Annotated in this window: 14 protein-coding genes and 1 pseudogene; 10 read left to right on the top strand and 5 right to left on the bottom strand. The window is 68.9% G+C overall.

The genetic code is table 11. The features are described from left to right. Positions 1-2: 2 nt before the first annotated feature. The 3 genes from ASC87_RS07430 to ASC87_RS07420 are packed head-to-tail and all read left to right on the top strand — an operon-like array spanning position 3 to position 1,394. Positions 3-302, top strand: coding sequence for a DUF2818 family protein (locus tag ASC87_RS07430; protein ID WP_056659025.1), 300 nt, complete (start codon positions 3-5; stop codon positions 300-302). An 8-nt stretch (positions 303-310) separates the two neighbouring features. Continuing rightward, positions 311-913, top strand: a complete 603-nt coding sequence (locus ASC87_RS07425) for an NUDIX domain-containing protein (protein WP_056659022.1) — start codon at positions 311-313, stop codon at positions 911-913. Between the two features lie 25 nt (positions 914-938). Then, on the top strand, positions 939-1,394 hold the full coding sequence (locus ASC87_RS07420) for a DUF1178 family protein (protein WP_056659019.1): 456 nt from the start codon (positions 939-941) through the stop codon (positions 1,392-1,394). A 6-nt stretch (positions 1,395-1,400) separates the two neighbouring features. On the opposite strand, the gene ASC87_RS07415 is transcribed toward ASC87_RS07420, so the two are convergent. Then, positions 1,401-2,807: an FAD-binding oxidoreductase gene (locus ASC87_RS07415; RefSeq protein WP_056659016.1), complete on the bottom strand. Its 1,407-nt coding sequence runs from the start codon at positions 2,805-2,807 to the stop codon at positions 1,401-1,403. Continuing rightward, positions 2,804-3,205 carry a DUF2069 domain-containing protein gene (locus ASC87_RS07410; RefSeq protein WP_056659013.1) on the bottom strand — a complete coding sequence of 134 codons (402 nt, stop codon included), beginning with the start codon at positions 3,203-3,205 and terminating at the stop codon, positions 2,804-2,806. The genes ASC87_RS07415 and ASC87_RS07410 overlap by 4 nt, the downstream gene beginning before the upstream one ends. A 20-nt stretch (positions 3,206-3,225) precedes the next feature. On the opposite strand from ASC87_RS07410, the gene ASC87_RS07405 reads away from it, so the two are divergent. Together ASC87_RS07405 and ASC87_RS07400 are read left to right on the top strand one after the other, a co-directional pair. Further along, entirely contained in the window at positions 3,226-4,470 is a 1,245-nt protein-coding gene (locus ASC87_RS07405) for a YihY family inner membrane protein (RefSeq protein WP_056659010.1), read from the top strand. Between the two features lie 122 nt (positions 4,471-4,592). Then, positions 4,593-5,033 (top strand): annotated as a pseudogene (locus ASC87_RS07400) (CBS domain-containing protein); the annotation flags it as partial. 146 nt (positions 5,034-5,179) lie between these two features. Here ASC87_RS07400 and ASC87_RS07395 read toward each other — a convergent pair. Then, a complete protein-coding gene (locus ASC87_RS07395) occupies positions 5,180-6,265 on the bottom strand; it encodes a porin (RefSeq protein WP_056659007.1) in 1,086 nt (361 codons plus the stop codon). 262 nt (positions 6,266-6,527) lie between these two features. On the opposite strand from ASC87_RS07395, the gene aroC reads away from it, so the two are divergent. Continuing rightward, positions 6,528-7,637 (top strand): chorismate synthase, encoded by a 1,110-nt coding sequence (gene aroC / locus ASC87_RS07390; RefSeq protein ID WP_056659003.1) that lies wholly within the window; start codon positions 6,528-6,530, stop codon positions 7,635-7,637. 15 nt (positions 7,638-7,652) lie between these two features. Here aroC and ASC87_RS07385 read toward each other — a convergent pair whose 3' ends face one another. Beyond that, positions 7,653-8,879, bottom strand: coding sequence for a polyhydroxyalkanoate depolymerase (locus ASC87_RS07385; protein WP_056659000.1), 1,227 nt, complete (start codon positions 8,877-8,879; stop codon positions 7,653-7,655). A 112-nt stretch (positions 8,880-8,991) separates the two neighbouring features. Between ASC87_RS07385 and ASC87_RS07380 the strand changes: the two genes are divergently transcribed. Continuing rightward, a complete protein-coding gene (locus ASC87_RS07380) occupies positions 8,992-9,744 on the top strand; it encodes a glutathione S-transferase family protein (RefSeq protein ID WP_082568461.1) in 753 nt (250 codons plus the stop codon). Between the two features lie 117 nt (positions 9,745-9,861). Continuing rightward, complete coding sequence (locus tag ASC87_RS07375; RefSeq protein WP_056658997.1) at positions 9,862-12,504, top strand: S8 family serine peptidase; 2,643 nt, start codon at positions 9,862-9,864, stop codon at positions 12,502-12,504. On the opposite strand, the gene ASC87_RS07370 is transcribed toward ASC87_RS07375, so the two are convergent. Further along, positions 12,479-12,931, bottom strand: coding sequence for a cupin domain-containing protein (locus tag ASC87_RS07370; RefSeq protein ID WP_056658994.1), 453 nt, complete (start codon positions 12,929-12,931; stop codon positions 12,479-12,481). The two genes, ASC87_RS07375 and ASC87_RS07370, sit on opposite strands and share 26 nt — an antisense overlap. A 150-nt stretch (positions 12,932-13,081) precedes the next feature. Here ASC87_RS07370 and dsbD point away from each other — a divergent pair, with 150 nt between their 5' ends. Both dsbD and ASC87_RS07360 read left to right on the top strand, forming a co-directional pair. Continuing rightward, entirely contained in the window at positions 13,082-14,956 is a 1,875-nt protein-coding gene (gene dsbD / locus ASC87_RS07365) for a protein-disulfide reductase DsbD (RefSeq protein WP_056658991.1), read from the top strand. Beyond that, on the top strand, positions 14,956-15,678 hold the full coding sequence (locus ASC87_RS07360; RefSeq protein ID WP_056658986.1) for a DUF1624 domain-containing protein: 723 nt from the start codon (positions 14,956-14,958) through the stop codon (positions 15,676-15,678). The genes dsbD and ASC87_RS07360 overlap by 1 nt, the downstream gene beginning before the upstream one ends. Positions 15,679-15,807: the final 129 nt, after the last annotated feature.

Genomic DNA, 15,807 nt, shown 5'->3' with positions numbered 1-15,807 from the left:
CCATGAGCGGGCAGGCCGCCGTCTGGCTCGTGCTGCTCGTGGCCGTGGTGGCCGCGAACCTGCCGTTCGTCAATGAACGGCTGGGCATCGTGGGTCCCCGGCTGGCGCAGCGCAAGCACTGGGCGCTCCGGCTGGTGGAGTTGTTCGTGGCGTGTGGCCTGACCATCGGCCTCGGGCGGTGGCTGGAATCCCGCCTTGGCCAGGGCCAGCCGCAGGGCTGGGAGTTCTATGCTGCCATGGTGTTCCTCTTCCTGACGCTGGCGTTCCCCGGGTTCGTCTGGCGTTACCTCCGACGTTCCTGAGTCCCCCCATGCCTTCCCACACCCCCACGCCTGCCGACACCGACGCCCACCTGGTCGAGCACCGGGTGTCGACCGAGCAGGTCTACCAGGGCAATTTCCTCGACATCCGGCGCGACACCGTGCGCTTGCCCGACGGCCGGCACGCCACGCGTGAATGGGTGCTGCACCCGGGGGCGGTGATGATCGTGCCGCTGCTGGATGATGGCCGGGTCGTGATCGAGCGGCAGTTCCGCTACCCCATGGGCCGCGTGATGATCGAGTTCCCGGCGGGCAAGCTGGATCCGGGCGAGCCGGCCATGGCTTGCGCCATCCGCGAGCTGGTCGAGGAAACGGGTTACACCGCGGCCGAGTGGGCCCGCGCTGGCATCCTGCACAACGCCATCGCGTATTCCAACGAAGGCATCGAGGTGTGGTTCGCGCGCGGCCTCACCGCCGGGACCCGCCGGCTCGACGAAGGCGAGTTCCTGGAAGTGGGTGCGGCCACCACGGACGAGCTGCTCGAACAGTCCCGGAGGGGCGACCTGACCGACGCCAAGACGCTGACGGGGCTGCTGTGGTTGCAGAATTGGCAGTCTGGCCGTTGGGAATTGGACTGGCACCGCGTACCTTGAGGTCGTATTTGCCGATAATCGCGGCATGAAAGTCCTCAACCTGCGCTGCGCTCACGACCACACCTTCGAAGGTTGGTTCGGCTCGGAAGGCGATTTCCAGTCCCAACTGGAACGCGGGCTGGTGGCTTGCCCCCTCTGCAACAACACCGCGGTGTCGAAGCTGCCCAGCGCGCCCCGCATCAGCATGTCGCGCGCCCGCGACTTGGCGGAACCGTCCGGCCACGATGGCGCCCAACCGGTGTCGCCCGAGGCCGTGACGATGCAGAACCTCTGGATGCGTGCGGTGCAGCATGTGCTGGCCCACACCGATGACGTGGGTGAGCGGTTCGCGGAAGAGGCGCGCCGCATGCACTACGGCGAAGCCGAGGAACGCGCCATCCGGGGCCGCGCCACGCCGGAAGACCGGCAGGCGCTGCAGGAAGAGGGCATCGACGTGCTGGCCATCGCGCTCCCCGAGTCCTCCAACGGCCCCCTCCAGTAGGTCGCCTTACAGCATCCGTCCCGGGTTCATCAGCCCGGCCGGGTCCAGCGCCTGCTTGACCGCCCGCATCAGCTGCAGCGCCACCGGCGACTTGCGCTGGGCCAGGTCGTCCCGCTTGAGCGCCCCGATGCCGTGTTCGGCCGAGAACGAGCCGCCGTGTGCGCCCACCGCGTCGTACACGACGGCGTTCACGGCGTGTTCGTGGTCGCGCAGGAATTCGGCTGCCTCCTGGCCCTCGGGCGCTTGCACGTTGTAGTGGAGGTTGCCGTCACCGAGGTGGCCGAAGTTCACCAGACGCAGTCCGGGCCAGCGGGCCGACAGCAGGGCGTCCGTTTCGGCCACGAATGCGGGAATGCTGGAGACGGGCAGCGAGATGTCGTGCTTGATGTTCAGGCCTTCCTCGGCCTGGGCGAGCGGGATGGATTCCCGCAGGTGCCACATCGTGTGCGACTGGTCGAGGCTTTCCGCCACGGCGGCGTCGGTGATGGTGCCGGCCTCGAGTGCGGCTTCCAGCAACCCCTCGAAGAGGGCGCGGGCGTGGGCCTCGCCTTCGGTGTCGGACTGCTCCAGCAGCACCGTCCAGTCCGACGGCGGCAGCGGCTGGCGCAGCTGCGGGAAATGCTTGCGCACGAGCCCCAGCGAAAACCCGTTCATCACCTCGAACCCGGTGAGCCCCGGGCCGAGCCGCGCCTGGGCCAGTTGCAGCAGCGCCACGGCCTGGTCCATGGACGGCACGGTGGCCAGTGCCGTCATCACCGCTGCGGGGGCCGGGTACAGCTTCAGCGTGGCGGCCGTGATGATGCCGAGCGTGCCTTCGCTGCCGATGTACAGGTCACGGAGGTCGTAGCCGGTGTTGTCCTTGCGCAGGCCGGCGAGGCCGTCCCATACCTCGCCCTGGGCGGTGACCACCTCGAGGCCGAGGCACAGTTCGCGCGCGTTGCCGTACCGCAGCACCTGGGTGCCGCCGGCATTGCTGGCCAGGTTGCCGCCGATGGTGCAGCTGCCTTCGGCCGCGAGGCTCAGCGGAAAGAGGAGGCCAGCCGCTTCGGCCGTCTCTTGCACGGTCTGCAGGATGCAGCCGGCCTCGACGGTGAGCGTGAGGTTCGCCGCATCGAGGCCGCGCATGCGGTTCAGGCGCGACAGGCTCAGCAGCACCTGCGTGCCGGAACTGTCGGGCACCGAACCGCCCACGAGGCCGGTGTTGCCCCCCTGGGGCACGAGGCTGGCACCGTGGGCTGCGCAGGCCCGCACGACGGCAGCCACTTCGGCGGTGTTGCCCGGACGCACGACGGCCAGGGCCTTGCCGCGGTAGCGCTTGCGCCAGTCCTGTTCCCAGCCGGCGAGGTCGCCGTCGGTCAGCACATGGGTGGCGCCGACGGCGGCGGTGAGGGCTTCGAGGAGGAGGGTGGTCATGGGGCGGATTCCATCGGGGCTGCCGCGGCCTCGACCCGCGGCGAATGTTTCAGGCGCCAGCGCACGTGCAAGGCACAGGCGACGAAGAGCACCACGCAGAGCAACACCTCGACGCCAGCCAGTGCGGCGCTGGTGCGGTTGGGGTCGCTGGCGGCGCGGACGACACCTTCGGTGAAATAGAGCCAGATCATCAGGCTCACCCAGCGGTAGGTGTACATGCGTTTTTTCAGCAGGCCGGCGAGCGGCCACGCCAGGGGCAGGACCTTCAGTGCCAGCCAGGAGCCCCCCGGGTGCAGCGGGGCCAGCCAGAGTTCCCACAACAGGCCGAGCACGATCAGGCCCAGCAGGCTCCCGACGGCGAGGCGGCGGGTCCAATCGACAACAGAGACATGGTTCATCGCTGGCTATGATGCCACCAATGAACGTTCCTACTTCCCTCAAGGCCAGTTGGCAGGCGCAGCTGTCCCAGGGACTGGTCGAGCTCCAGCAGTGGCCCTGGCTCGAGACCCTGCACACGCTGCGCCAGCGATTTCGCGAGGACCGCCTCGGGGTGACGGCCAGCAGCCTGACCTTCACCACGCTGATCTCGCTGGTGCCACTCGTCACCGTGATGCTCGCGCTGTTCACGGCGTTCCCGATGTTCGCGAAGTTCCAGGACTCGCTGCAGAAGTACTTCCTGCAGAGCCTCGTGCCCGACAACATCGCGCGCCCGGTGCTCGGCGCGCTGACGCAGTTCGCCACCAAGGCCAACCGCCTCGGCACCTTCGGGCTCGTGTTGCTCGTGTTCACCGCGGTGGCGCTGATGTTGACGATCGACCGCGCCCTGAACGCCATCTGGCGCGTGCCCAAGCCCCGCCCCATTGCCCAGCGGGTGCTGGTGTACTGGGCTTGCGTGACGCTCGGGCCGCTGCTGCTGGGTGTGAGCTTGTCCATGACGTCGTACGCGATCTCGGCGTCGAAAGGGTTTGTCGGCGCGATGCCCGGCGGGGTCTCGGTGCTGCTCAACGTGCTCGAGTTCTTCCTGCTGGCCGCGGCCATGGCGGGGCTGTTCCACTACGTGCCCAACACCCACGTCCGATGGCGCCATGCGCTGTTCGGTGGCCTGTTCGTGTCCGTCGGATTCGAGGCCGCCAAGAAGGGCCTTGCGCTGTACCTCAGCAACGTGCCGAGCTTTGCCAACATCTACGGCGCGTTTGCCACGGTGCCGATCCTGCTGATCTGGATCTACCTCGGCTGGGTGATCGTGCTGCTGGGCGCGGTGGTCACCGCGTACGCGCCGAGCCTGCAAATGCGCGTGGTGCGCCGCGCCGAGGTGCCGGGGTACCGGTTCGAACTGGCGCTGTCGGTGTTGCGCGAGCTGGCGGCGGCGCGTGGCGGCGACCAGCACGGCGTGGGCGCCGCCCAGCTGTCCGAGACGCTGCGCACCGATCCACTGCAGATCGAGCCGCTGCTCGACACGCTGGTGGGGCTGGACTGGGTGGGCCGGCTCGACGAGGCGGGCATGGCCCGCTACGTCCTGTTGTGCGACCCGGCCCGCACGCTGGCCGAGCCGCTGTTCTCGCACGTGCTGCTGGGGCAGTCGGCCACGGTGACGGGGTTCTGGCAGCAGGCGGGTCTCGACCGGATCCTGCTGCGGGACATCCTGAGCGAAGGGGCGGACTGATCCGCGTCGCATCCGGGAATCCCCTCCCGCGCGGATACCATCCCGAGGTTGCAAGGGGTGTTGCCCGCCCGGGTTTCGGGCTATATTGATCCGAACCTGTCAGAGCCCCAAGGAGAGCCACCATGAAAGTCGCCGATATCCTGCGTGTCAAAGGCGGCACGCTGTTCACCGTGTCACCGGAGCAGTCGCTGGCCGATGCGCTCAAGACCATGGCTGAACGCGATATCGGTTCGCTGGTCGTGATGGACCACGGCGACCTGATCGGCATGCTCACGTTCCGTGAAGTCATCGTGGCGGTGGTGGGCAACGGCGGCAACGTCGGTGCATCCACCGTGCGCGGCGTGATGGACGACCACCCGCTCACCTGCACCCCCGACACCGAGATCGACGAAGTGCGCCGCATGATGCTCGAGCGCCATGCCCGCTACATGCCGGTGCTGACCCAGCGCACGCTCATGGGCGTGATCTCGTTCTACGACGTGGCCAAGGCCGTCGTGGACAGCCAGGACTTCGAGAACCGGATGTTGAAGGCTTACATCCGCGATTGGCCTGCGGGTGAGGAACCCCACGTCGCTTTGCTCCTGCCCCCCCGAGGGGGGCGCCCGCGGTCGCCCGGGGGACCCGGGCTCGGCGGTAGCTTGATCTGGCGCTTCGCTTCGCTCGCTTGCCCCGCGGTCGGGCCCCGGCCTTCGCCGGGGCCGTCTCACGCTTAGAACGAGTGGCGAATGCCGGCCACGAACTCGGTGACCTTGCGATCGTCGCCGGTCAGCAGGCCGTCCGGGATCGAAGCGTTCCAGCGGTTCGTGTAGGTGCTGCCTTCGTTCTTGAAGTGCGTCAGCGACGAGTACAGCGCGGTGCGCTTCGACAGGTCGTACTGGTAGCCCACGCCCAACGCCTTCGTCGTGCCCACGTCCACGTTGCGGGCCTTGTTCTCGAGGTACTGCGCGCGCACGAGGTGCTCGCCGAAGCGGTAGTCGCCGCCCACCCAGTAGCCACGGCCGTCGGCGTCGGTGGCGCTGCGGTTGTCCACCGAGATGATGCCGCCGGTCACGCGGGCCGGGCCGAACGTGTAGGCCGCGGCGGCCGACGTGGTGCGCACGCTCAGGCCGGTCACATCGGCCTTGTCGTCCACGAAGGACAACATGGCATCGAACGGGCCGCCGGTGTAGCGCGCGTACACGTCGGCGATGCGGTTGTCGTTGGTGGCGCCGGCCACTTCACCGGCACCGTACACGAAGCCGCCGCGGAAGCCGCCGTAAGAGGCAGTCTCGACCTTCACCGAGTTGTTGATGCGCGCCGGACCACCATTGCCCGTGGCCGAGGCGGTGGCGCCGCCACGCACGGGCTCGTAGCCGCCGAAGCCGCCGATCACGGCGGTGCTCGGGCCGGTGGGGGTGTTGCCGAAGGCGCTGAAGTCGTTCGACAGCGTGTAGATGCTGCCGTACTGGCGGCCGAGGGTCACCTGGCCGTAGGACGAACCGAGGCCCACGAAAGCCTGGCGACCCCAGAAGGCGTTCTGGCCGCTGGTGCCGTCGTCGAGGTTGATGCCGCTTTCGATGGCGAACAGGGCCTTCAGGCCATTGCCCAGGTCTTCGGTGCCGCGGAACCCGATGCGCGAGCCGTTCAGGCCGCCCGACTGCACGCGGTTGACAGTGCTGCTGCCGTGGGCGGACTGCACATAGGCGTCGACCACGCCGTAGATCGTGACGTTGCTGGTGCTCGGTGCGGTCTGGGCGCTGGCGGCAAAACTGGCGGCAAGGGCGATGGCGCCGAAAGCAAACGGGATGGACTTCATTGTTGAATTTCTCCAGACAGTAGGGACCCCCTCATCCGGCAGGCACGGCGGGAGGTAGTCCTCCGTGACCGCGGCGCCACCGACCGGTGGCGCGTCTTGGATTCAATGTAGGGTTACCCCTGAGCCAAACCAAGAGACCCGGACTCAACACGGTGTTGCCGGCGCCGCAACAATCTTTGCCCTTGAACCTCAGGCGTTGATCCCCATCGCGCGATTGGCGCGGGCGTAAAATGCAGCGCTTGTCCCTCGGCCCTGATTCCCCATGTCCGGCAGCACCTTCGGCACCCTGTTCCGCGTCACCAACTTCGGCGAATCCCATGGCCCGGCCATCGGCTGCGTGATCGACGGATGCCCTCCCGGCATGCCGCTGTCCGAGGCCGACATCCAGCCCGAACTCGACCGGCGCCGTCCTGGCACCTCGCGCCACGTGACGCAGCGCAATGAACCGGACGCGGTCGAGATCCTGTCGGGTGTGTACGAAGGGCGCACCACCGGCACCCCCATCTGCCTGCTGATCCGCAACACCGACCAGCGCAGCAAGGACTACGGCAACATCCTGCAGACATTCCGCCCGGGACACGCCGACTACACCTACTGGCACAAGTACGGCATCCGCGACCCGCGCGGCGGCGGACGCTCGTCGGCCCGCCTCACGGCGCCCATGGTGGCCGCCGGCGCGGTGGCGAAGAAGTGGCTGCGCGAGCGCCACGGCACCACGTTCGATGGCCACATGACCCACATCGGCGAGATCGAGATCCCGTTCGAATCGCTCGACCACGTGCCGAACAACCCGTTTTTCGCGGCCAACGCCACCGACATCCCGCGCCTGGAGGCCTACATGGACCAGCTGCGCAAGGATGGCGACAGCTGCGGCGCCCGCATTGCCGTGGCCGCGCGCCACGTGCCGGTGGGTTGGGGTGCACCGTTGTTCGACAAGCTCGACGCCGACATCGCCTACGCGATGATGGGCATCAACGCGGTGAAGGGGGTCGAGATCGGCGCCGGCTTCGCGAGCGTCGCGCAGCGCGGCACCACGCATGGTGACGCGCTGTCGCCCGACGGATTCCGCGGCAACAACGCGGGCGGCGTGCTCGGAGGCATCTCCACCGGCCAGGACGTCACCGTCCAGATCGCCATCAAGCCCACCAGTTCCATCCGCAGCCCGCGTGAGTCCATCGACCTGGCTGGTGCGCCGGCCACGGTGGAAACGTTCGGCCGCCACGACCCCTGCGTGGGCATCCGCGCCACGCCCATCGCCGAAGCCATGCTCGCCCTCGTGCTGATCGACCACGCGCTGCGTCACCGTGCGCAGTGTGGCGACGTGCACCTGGATGTGCCGCCCATCGCGGCTGGCCAAGGTTCAGCCGGCTGAACCCGGCCAGGGGCATCAGCCGGCCGCGTGGATGGTGTCGCGCACCAGCGGGTAGATGTGCCTTTTCCAGCGGCTGCCGCTGAACACACCGTAGTGGCCCGCGCCGGGCTGCACATGGTGCGTGCGCAGGTAGGGGCGCAGCTTGCTGCACAGGTCCTGGGCAGCCAGGGTCTGGCCCACGGCGCAGATGTCGTCGCGTTCGCCTTCCACGGTCAGCAGCGCCGTCCGCCGGATCGCCGACGGGTCGATGCGGCGTCCCCGGAACATCAATTCACCCTTCGGCAGTGCGTACTCCTGGAACACCAGGCGCACCGTCTCGAGGTAGAAATCGGCCGGCAGGTCGGAGACGGCGAAGTACTCCTCGTAGAACGTGCGGGTGTGTTCCACGTCACCCGCCCGCTCGGCATCGGCCATGGCGAGGTTGGCGTAGTAGTCCTTGAATGCGGCCACGTGCCGGTCGCGGTTCATGCTCACGAACGCGGTGAGCTGCATGAACCCGGGGTACACACGCCGGCCGCCGCCGGCAAACCGCCACGGCACCACGCTCACGAGGTTCTTCTCGAACCAGTCGATGGGACGGGTCACGGCAAGTTCGTTGACCGCGGTGGGATTGATGCGGCAGTCGATGGGGCCGGCCATGAGCGTGAGGCTGGCGGGCGTGGCCGGATGGTCGTCCTCTGACATCAGGGCCACCGCGCTCAGCGCGGAGACACACGGCTGGCAGATGGCCATCAGGTGGGCGCCCGGGCCCATCACGGCGAGGAAGTCGATCAGGTAGGCGGTGTACTCGTCGAGGCCGAACCGGCCGGCGGACAACGGCACGTCGCGCGCGTTGTGCCAGTCGGTGATGTAGACGTCGTGGTCCACCAACATGGTGCGCACCGTGTCGCGCAGCAAGGTGGCGAAATGGCCCGACATCGGTGCGACGACCAGCACGCGAGGCTGTGCCGGTGCGCCCGGTTTGGCAAAACGCAGCAGTGTCGCGAACGGCGCCACGTGAACGGCTTCCTCCACCACCTCGACGGTCTTGCCGTCCACCTCGATCTGGCCGATGCCGAACGCCGGGCGCTTGTGAGTGATCTCGGAGAGCGACAGCGTGTGCAATGCGGCAACCAGCTTGCGGTGCATGCCGAGGCCCGACCACACGTGGCCGGGGTGCTGGAGCATGGGCAGGGCGGTCCTGGCCAAGGCTCTCAGCGGCCACATCAGATCGCTGTGGGCCTGGTAGGCCTGGTACATCATGAGGTCTCCTGGCACTTGGCGATGGCTGTCCACTTGCAACTAGCGCGCCATGCCGCGTGTGGCACATCCCTTGCGAGACCGGTCCGCCCACGATGCCGATGGAGTCCTGCCCATGCCCCCAGCCGCAACCCAGGCTCGCCCCAAGTCTGCCGCCAAGCCCGCAGCCAAGACCGTGGCGTCGCGAACGCCCTCGAAGAAGGCACCGCCGAAGCCGGCCTCCACGCTGAGCCTGTCGAGCAAGAACTATTCGTCCTGGTCCTTGCGGGGGTGGCTGATGGCCCGGCTGGCCGGGCTCGATTTCGAGGAGGTCATCGTGCCGCCCGACGATGCCGACGCCCGGCAGGAGATCCTGCTGCTGTCGCCGTCCATCCTCGTGCCGTGCCTCACGCACGACGGCATCAAGGTGTGGGACACGCTGGCCATCGGTGAATACCTCGCCGAACGGTACCCCGAGAGCGGCTTGCTGCCAGAAGACCGTGCGGCCCGCGCGCACTGCCGCGCCATCTGCGGTGAGATGCACTCCGGGTTCAGCAGCCTGAGGTCGGCGTTGCCCATGAACCTGAAGGGCGACTTCCCGGGCCACAAGGTGTGGTCGCGTGCGGAGGGGGACATCGCCCGCATCACCGCGATCTGGCGCGAATGCCTGGCCACGTATGGCGGGCCGTTCCTCTTCGGCACCAGGCCGTGCATGGCTGATGCCATGTACGCGCCGGTGGTGACCCGGTTCCGCACTTACCACGTCAAGCTCGACCGCACCGGCATCGCGTACTGCCAGCACATCATGGCGATGCCGGACATGAAGGCCTGGGTGGCGGCGGCCCGCCAGGAGCCGGACGACATCGAGGAACTCGACATGGAATTCTGACGGCACCGGGCTCGTTCCTCGCGCTTTGTCGAGGCGTTCTCCGACAGTGGGGTTACACGCCAAGGGCTACGATTTGGGTTCTCACCCAAGAGGCGGCCGTCGAGCGGTCGTGGTCCTATGCGCAAACAGATCCTGAACGCGTGGTGCGCCGGTGCTGTGCTGCTGCTCGCCAGTTGCGGTGGGGGCGGCGGGGGGGACGGCAGCGTCACGCTGTCGGGCACCCTCTCATTGCCCGAACACGCGGCGGTCGACTCCGACACCAACGACCCCAACCAGGCCGGGCGCGCGCCCAACAACACGTTCGCGGGCTCGCAGGCGCTGGTGTCGCCCGTCTACCTGATCGGCTCGGTCAACGTGCCGCAGGCGGGGGCTGCCGGGGCCAACTACCAGGCCGGCGACCCGATCGACGGCTATGTGGCCGACCTGCAGCCCGGCCAGGTGATCGAGCTGGAGTTCACCGCCAACCCGCTCGTGAACGACCTCGACCTGTACGTGTACGCGGAAGGCGCCTCCGCCAATTCGCCGCCCATCGGGCAATCGTCCGGGGTGAACGCGTTCGAATGCCTGCGCATCCAGACCGCCGGCCGGTACCACGTCGCCGTCAATGCGTACGCCGGGGCGTCCATCTACAACCTGCGCATCGGAGCCCCCACCGACAGCAGCACCTGTGCCAACACGGTCAGCAGCACGTCCGGTGTGGTGGCGGGCGAGGTGGTGGCGCGGGCCCTGTCCAGCGACCCCGCCGCCAACCGCCTGCGGGCCAAGGCGCTCGGGGCAGGCGCGTTGTCCACGGCCGCACCCGAAGCCACCTCGGCACCGGTGCTGTTGCACATGCCCACGGGCGCGGCCGAGCGCGAGGCTGCCCTCGACCAGCTGCAGGCCCTTGGACAGGGCACGGCCGACAGCCGCCAGGCATCGGCACGCGTGCTGTCGGCCGCCGCCCCCGACCTGCCCCCCGCGCTGCGCGAGGTGATCGACACCGTGCACTACGCCAAGCACCTGCAGCGCACCGGCCTGTACGCGTATGCCGAGCCCAACTACCGCGTGGCGTTGCAGTCCGACCTGGTGGGGGCCTACCCGCCGGCCGACCGCCTCTATTCGAACCAGCGCTGGCACTTCGAGATGATCGGCATGCCGGGGGCCATGGCCACGCTCGTGCCGCTGCGCCAGCAGTTCACGCGCCGGCCCATCGTGGCGGTCATCGACACCGGGATCGTCTCCGACCACCCCGACTTCACGGGCCAGGTCGCCTACGAGGCGAGCTTCACCGGCGGCGGCACCTGGTCCGCCAGCGCCGACGACCCCAGCAGCCCCGGCGTGGCCACCGCGTTCCATGGCACCCACGTGGCCGGCATCGTGGCCGCCACCACGTTCGAATCCACCGGGGTGGCTGGCGTGGCGCCCATGGCGCGCCTGATGCCCATCCGCGTGTTCGCGAAGGACGCCACGGGCAGTACCACGGCCGACGTGGCCCAGGCCATCCTGTATGCCGCCGGGCTGGCCAACGCGTCGGGGCAGATCCCCGGCGAACGGGCCGACGTCATCAACCTGAGCCTCGGCAGCACCCGCGCTTGCCCCGCCGCCTATGCCGATGCGGTCACGCGGGCACGGGCTGCCGGGGTGATCGTGGTGGCGGCCTCGGGCAATGACGCGCTGACGGCGCGCGATGCACCGGCCAACTGTGCCGGGGTGGTCTCCGTGGGCGCGCTCGACGCCCGGCGGCAGACGGCGTCCTACTCCAACACCGACCCGCAGCTCAGCCTGGCCGCGCCCGGCGGCGACCCGCGACAGTCCACCACCGGCACGGGCCTGCCCGACCTGATCTACAGCACGCTCGGCGACTTCAGTGGCACCACCCGCGTGCCCAGCTATGGCGGCAAGGCCGGCACGTCCATGGCGGCGCCCCACGTGGCGGGTGTGATGGCGTTGATGCGCTACGCGAACCCCGGCATCACCGTGGCCCAGGTCGACGCGTTGCTCGGCGCAGGACTCCTCACCGACGACCTGGGCGCCGCCGGCCGCGACAGCGGCACCGGCTTCGGCCTCGTCAATGCCAGCAAGGCGGTCGACGAGGCCTTGAAGCTGGCCGGCACCAACCCCACGCCGGTGCCGGGCACGGTCGTCGCGCTGCCGTCGAGCCTCGATTTCGGGTCGGTGCGCACGTCGGCCGAACTCCAGGTGGTGCTCCAGGGCGGGGCGAGCACCGAGACGGTGACCTCCGTGGTCAGCAGCACAGCGGCGGTGACGGTGGGGCCCCAGGCGGTGGACGCCAGCGGCCTCGGCACGTACACGGTGACGGTGTCGCGCGACACCCTCCCGCTGGGCAGCACGTTCGCCACGCTGCGCGTCACCACCTCGGCGCGCCAGTTCGACGTGCAGGTGATCGTCACGAAGACGGCGGCCGGGGCCACGTCCACCGCCGACTTCGGGCGGGTGTACGTGCTCGTGGTGGACGCCAGCACCGGCAACCCCATCCACCAGGTGGCGGTGAATGCCACGAACGGTGTGTACCCGTGGCGCATCGCCGGCGTGACGGCCACGCAGGTGCAGATCTTCGCCGGCTCCGACATCGACAACGACACGCTGCTTTGCCAGCGCGGCGAAGCGTGCGGCGGGTTCCCGCAGTTCGATGCAGCCAAGACGGTGATCGAGCTCTCCGGCGACCGCAACGACCTGAACTTCGACCTGGTGCCCTATGGCGGGGTCAACACCGGCGAAACGCGGTCACAGGGGCTCAAGGCGCTCCCGGCGGGGCCGTGACGGCGGGCCACGGCGTGAAGGGCGGCACCTCGCACGGGGCCGGGGCGTCCACCGTCTTGAAGTCGGCGGGGCCCACGATCTCGAGGTACTCCATGTCGGGGGAGTAGTCGAACAGGTAGTGCACGATGCCCGGGCGCTGGTGCACGCAGTCGCCGGCCGACACCAGCGTTTCCTGGTCGCCGTACATGAACCGGGCCCAGCCCTTGGTCATGATGACGATCTGGAAGTCCGCCTCGTGGCGGTGCCAGCCGGTGCCTTTCTCGGGCGCCAGGTTGGCCTTCACGAGATGGCAGATCACCTTGCCGTTCGTGGCCTCCGCCACGCCCAGGTCGCGGTACAGGAAAAAATCGCGCAGGCCGTCGCTGCGCCAGCCGTCGTTGCCGGCCTTCACATGGGAAAACCGGGTGGGAGTCGAGTCGTCAGGCATGCCGGGCACCTCCTCGCTGGGTGGAGGCGTTCATGCAGGAAATGTTCCCGCAGCGCGCACAAATACGGGCTGTCACGGGGAACATCCTGGAGTTCCTACAATCCCATGTTGACCGCGGCGATGGGCGCCCGGGCCGGAAAGTAGCGACGCATGGGCATCCGATCGATTTCGACACGCTTCCTCGGGGTGGCTTTGCTGTTCCTGGCCGCCGGCACGGCGGTGTCCCGTGCCGACGAGGCGTTCCTGGATCCGGTGAAGGCGTTTGCGCTGTCGGCCCGCCAGGTGGATGCCGGCCACCTCGAGATCCGCTTCGACGTCGCGCCCGGCTACTACCTGTACCGCGACAAGCTCAACGCCATCCCCGATCCCGCGTCCATCGCGCTCGGTGACCTCGAGGTGCCACGCGGCAAGGTCAAGTTCGACGAGAACTTCGGCAAGGACGTGGAAACCCTGCGCGACACCGTCACGCTCGTGCTGGCCGTGCCGCCGCAGGCCGCGGGCACCACGTTCCAGCTCAACGTGGGCAACCAGGGGTGTGCGGACAAGGGCCTGTGTTATCCGCCGCAGCAGCGCCCGGTGCGGGTGGAGGCCGGCCCGGACGGATTGATGCAGGTGGTGGCCGCGCCGCCCGCGGAGCCCCGCCGCACCGGCGGCCTGCTGTCGGGTCTCGTGTCGTCGAGCCCGGCGCCGGCGGCGGCCGATGCCCCACCCGCGCCAGCCGGCAGCGGTGACGTGTTCGGCAACGCGTTGCAGTCGCGCAGCCTGCTGACGATCGCCGGGGTGTTCGTGGTGGCAGGCCTGCTGCTGTCGTTCACGCCGTGTGTGCTGCCCATGCTGCCCATCCTGTCGTCCATCATCGTGGGGCAGTCGCAGCGGGTGTCGCGCACCCGCGGGTTTTCGCTGGCGCTCGCATACTCGCTCGGCATGGCCATCGTCTATACGCTGTTCGGCATCGCCGCGGCGCTGCTTGGCAAGAGTCTCGGCGCGGCCCTGCAGAACGCCTGGGTGCTTGGCGCGTTCGCACTGCTGCTGGCCGGCCTGTCGCTCTCCATGTTCGGCGCCTATGAGTTGCAGATGCCCGCGGGCCTGCAGGCGAGGTTCACGAGCTGGTCCAACCGCTTCAAGGGCGGCCAGTTCGTGGGGGTGTTCGTGATGGGCGGGCTGTCTGCCGTGATCGTGGGGCCGTGCGTGGCCGCTCCGCTGGCCGGCGCGCTGGTCTACATCGGCCAGACCCGCGATGCGCTGCTCGGTGGCGTGGCCCTGTTCGCGATGGCCGCGGGCATGAGCGTGCCGCTGCTCCTCGTGGGCCTGTCGGCCGGCACCTTGCTGCCACGCACCGGGGCCTGGATGAAGCAGGTGAAGCACTTCTTCGGCTTCCTGCTGCTCGGCGTGGCCCTGTGGATGGTGACGCCCGTGCTGCCCGTGTGGGTGGTGATGCTCGCGGCGGCCGTGCTGATGCTGGCGGGCGGCGTGTACCTCGGTGCGTTCGAACCGCTTCATGCCCACACGTCGCACCCCGGGCGCACGCTGACCAAGGGCCTCGGCATCGCGCTCGCGCTGCTCGCCGCCGTGCAGCTCGTGGGGGTGTCCTCGGGCGGCCGCAGCCTCCTGCAGCCGCTGCAGCACCTGGGCGGTGGCGGGCGCGTCGAGGCCGGCGTGGCCTTCGCGCCGGTGACCAGCGTCGCGGCGCTCGATGAAGCCGTGCGCACGTCCACCAGGCCGGTCATGCTGGACGTGTACGCCGACTGGTGCGTGTCGTGCAAGGAATTCGAGGCGTTCACGCTGACCGACCCGCAAGTGCGCAGCAAGTTGGCCGGCATGAACCTGCTGCGCATCGACGTCACCGCCAACAACGAGGCCGACCAGGCCCTGCTGCGCCGGCATGGCCTGTTCGGCCCCCCGGCGATGCTGTTCTTCCCGCCGGCTGGTGCCGAGATCCCGCAGGCGAGGGTGATCGGGTACCAGTCCGCGTCCACCTTCCTCGAACACCTCGCGCGCATCGAGCCGCTGACCCGCGCGCAGTGATGGCTGCCCATCGCTTTGACAGGCTCGACGCCCTGCGGGGGGCGGCCGTGGTGTGGATGGTGGCGTTCCACTTCGCGTTCGACCTGAACCACTTCCGGTTCATCCGCCAGAACTTCTACCACGACCCATTCTGGACCTGGCAGCGCACCTGCATCGTCTCCACCTTCCTCTTCTGCGCCGGCCTCGGGCAGGCCGTGGCGTACACACAAGGGCAGCGCTGGCCGCGGTTCTGGCGCCGGTGGGCGCAAGTGGCGGGCTGTGCGTTGCTGGTCACGGCGGGGTCCTGGTTCATCTTCCCCAAGAGCTTCATCACGTTTGGCGTGCTGCACGGCATTGCGGTGATGCTCGTGGTCGTGCGCCTGACGGCGCCGGCGGGACGGGTCCTGTGGCTCATGGGGCTGGTGGCCGTGCTGTTGCCGCAGTTCATCCAGCACCCGCTGTTCGACGGGCGCGCGCTGAACTGGCTGGGCCTCGTGACCCGCAAACCGGTGACGGAAGACTACGTGCCGGTGCTGCCGTGGCTCGGGATCATGTGGTGGGGCATGGCCGCCGGGCAGTGGATGCTGGCGCGCCGGCCGCACTGGTTGAGCGGCCCGGTGGTGTCCCCTGCACGCGGGCTGGCCGTGATCGGGCGCTGGTCCCTCACGGTGTACATGCTCCACCAGCCGTTCTTTTTTGCCATCCTGGCAGGGGTGGTCGCGCTGAAGCGGGCCCTCGTGTAGGCATTGATCACGCGGGCGGCGGGAGGGGATTAGCGCGGATGCGGTAGGCGGGTTCATGTCGCTGTGTTACACCCTGTATCAGCTTTGGTCCGCAGCGGGAGCTGACGCAGCCATACCGACACGGTAGGC

Source organism: Rhizobacter sp. Root1221 (assembly GCF_001425785.1).
GTDB lineage: Bacteria > Pseudomonadota > Gammaproteobacteria > Burkholderiales > Burkholderiaceae_C > Rhizobacter.
Note: the sequence above shows the minus strand (reverse complement) of the source record. Positions and strands in the feature narration are given on the sequence as shown.